The organism is Nocardioides sp. P5_C9_2 (assembly GCF_054049555.1).
The window spans coordinates 1-2,423 of the sequence record NZ_JBFUMD010000540.1 but is presented as its reverse complement, the minus strand read 5'-3'; the positions used below and the strand labels follow the sequence as shown (position 1 = coordinate 2,423).

General features: G+C 72.9%; 3 protein-coding genes and 1 pseudogene. 2 read left to right on the top strand and 2 right to left on the bottom strand.

Annotated elements, in window-relative coordinates:
- Both ACXJKL_RS19340 and ACXJKL_RS19335 read right to left on the bottom strand, forming a co-directional pair.
- The coding region (locus ACXJKL_RS19340; protein ID WP_457208625.1) for an oxidoreductase at positions 1–214 on the bottom strand (214 nt) is incomplete at its 3' end.
- A gap of 106 nt (positions 215–320) precedes the next feature.
- Positions 321–917, bottom strand: coding sequence for a nitroreductase family protein (locus ACXJKL_RS19335; protein ID WP_457208624.1), 597 nt, complete (start codon positions 915–917; stop codon positions 321–323).
- Positions 918–966: 49 nt separating this feature from the next.
- Between ACXJKL_RS19335 and ACXJKL_RS19330 the strand changes: the two genes are divergently transcribed.
- Together ACXJKL_RS19330 and ACXJKL_RS19325 are read left to right on the top strand one after the other, a co-directional pair.
- Positions 967–2,076, top strand: coding sequence for a PLP-dependent cysteine synthase family protein (locus ACXJKL_RS19330; protein ID WP_457208623.1), 1,110 nt, complete (start codon positions 967–969; stop codon positions 2,074–2,076).
- A gap of 118 nt (positions 2,077–2,194) precedes the next feature.
- Positions 2,195–2,423 (top strand): annotated as a pseudogene (locus tag ACXJKL_RS19325) (hypothetical protein); the annotation flags it as partial.

Genomic DNA, 2,423 nt, shown 5'->3' with positions numbered 1-2,423 from the left:
GGAAGCCCGGGGTGTCGAGGTAGCCCTGGCCGACGGCGCTGGGCTGCGAGCCCTCGGTGATGATCAGCCCGGCACCCGCGCGCTGCCCGTAGTACTCGGCGTTCAGGGCGCCGGGGACGGTGCCCTTCGCACGGTTGCGGGTCAGCGGCGCCATCACGAAGCGCTGCGGGAGCTTCCAGTTGCCGACGACGATGGGTTCGAATGCCTGGGACACGGGGGGCCTCTTTCCTCGGAAACTTGTTGATCGTTCACCTGGTCCAAGGGCCGCCACCGGTGAGGGATTCCCCGCTGTGAGCCAGGTCTCGTCGGTCCGGGGTCGGCTACCAGCGGCCGCGGTGGACCACGTCGGTACGCCGCTCGCGCCGGGCCGCCGATCCCCGCGAGCCCGCGGACCCGGTGCGGTGGCCGACCGTGATCGCGCCGATCGGGGTGTGGTCGTCCGGGATCCCGAACGCTCCGCGGAAGCCGTCCACGTGCTCGCCGGGGATGCCGAAGAAGCAGGCGCCGAGGCCTTCGTCGACCGCGGTCTGGAGGATCAGCAGCGCGGCCATGCCCGTGTCGACGTGCCAGTAGGGGACCGGCCAGCGGGCCTCGTCGCGGTCGGTCCAGCCCTTGTCCGGCTCGGCGTAGCGGTCGAGGTAGGCGTCCTTGTGGGCGAGCGGAACGATGATCACGGGGGCGGTGCGCATGCCGTCGAGCCAGCTGTTGGTGGCCTCGGGGCCGGCTCCGGTCGCGACCCAGAAGCGGGCGACGTCGGCGGGGGTGTCGAGCACGAGGAAGGCGAAGCCCTGGCTGAAGCCGGCGCTGGGACCGCGGGTGGCGTTGGCGAGCAGGCGGTCGAGGACCTCGGGGGCCACCGGCCGGTCGGCGTACCGGCGGACCATGCGGCGTCGGCGTACGACGTCTTGGAACTCCATGCGCCGACTGTGGCACGCTCCGACCGACCGACTGTGGCACGCTCCAACCATGGGAGAGGGAGTCGCGCCGCTGATCGAGGTCGACCAGTCGGGGCACGCGGAGCGGGCGTGGGTCGTCGAGGCGATCCGGCGGTTGAAGGCCGACCAGACCCGCTCGGCCGACACCCACCTGCACGCCGTCCGGATCCCGGCCTTCGCGGACGTCGACCTCTACCTGAAGGACGAGTCGACGCACCCGACCGGCTCGCTCAAGCACCGGCTGGCGCGCTCGCTGTTCCTCTACGGCCTGTGCAGCGGGGTGATCCAGGAGGGGACCCACGTCGTCGAGGCGTCCTCGGGGTCGACGGCGGTGAGCGAGGCGTTCTTCGCGCACCTCCTCGGGCTGCCGTTCACCGCGGTGATGGCGCGCACCACCTCGCCGTCCAAGATCGCGCTGATCGAGCGCGAGGGCGGGTCCTGCGTGMTGGTCGACGACCCCGCCTCGGTGTACGACGTCGCCCGCGGGCTCGCCGAGGAGTCCGGCGGGCACTACCTCGACCAGTTCACCTACGCGGAGCGCGCCACCGACTGGCGCGGCAACAACAACATCGCCGAGTCCATCTTCGACCAGCTCGCCATGGAGCGGTTCCCGTCGCCGACCTGGGTGGTCGTGGGCGCCGGCACCGGCGGCACGTCTGCGACGATCGGGCGCTACGTCCGCTACCGCGGGCTCGACACCCGGCTGTGCGTCGTCGACCCGGAGAACTCTGCGTTCCTCGCCGCCTTCCGCGACCCGACCTGCGGGGAGACGACGTGCGGCTCGCGGATCGAGGGCATCGGGCGCCCGCGCGCCGAGCCGTCGTTCCTGCCGGACCTGGTCGATCGGATGGTGCGCGTGCCGGACGCCGCGTCGGTCGCGGCCGCGCACTTCCTGCGGTCCCGCACCGGCCAGCTCGCGGGACCCTCGACCGGCACCGCGCTGTACGCCGCCACCAAGCTGGCGTGCGACATGCGGGCGGCCGGGGAGGCCGGCTCGATCGTGACGCTGCTGTGCGACGACGGGGTCCGCTACCTCGACACCTACTTCTCGGAGGCGTGGGTGGCGACGCAGGGCTGGGACCTCGCGCCGTACCTCGACGTCCTCTCCCGCGCCTGGGACGACGGGGACTGGTCCGGCTGAGCTGTCCGGGCGGTCCGGGCGGTCCGGGCGGTCCGGGCGGTCCGGGCAGTCTGGGATCCGAGACGCCCCCGCGGCGCGCGTCGTTGACCGCGCGCCCGTCGGAGGGTGGGATCGACCCATGACCTTCGAGGGGATGTGGCGCGACCTGGCCCCGGTCGGCCGGTCGACGTCGTCGGGGGGCTACTTCCGCCAGCCGTGGACGAGCGCCGAGTCGGAGCTCCGCGCGTGGTTCACCGAGGCCGCGCTGGCCCGGGGGCTCGAGCTGGAGACCGACGCGATGGGCAACCAGGTGGCGTGGTGGCACCCACCCGGGGTAGTCCGTGACGTTTGGCACCCTGATCCGGGTC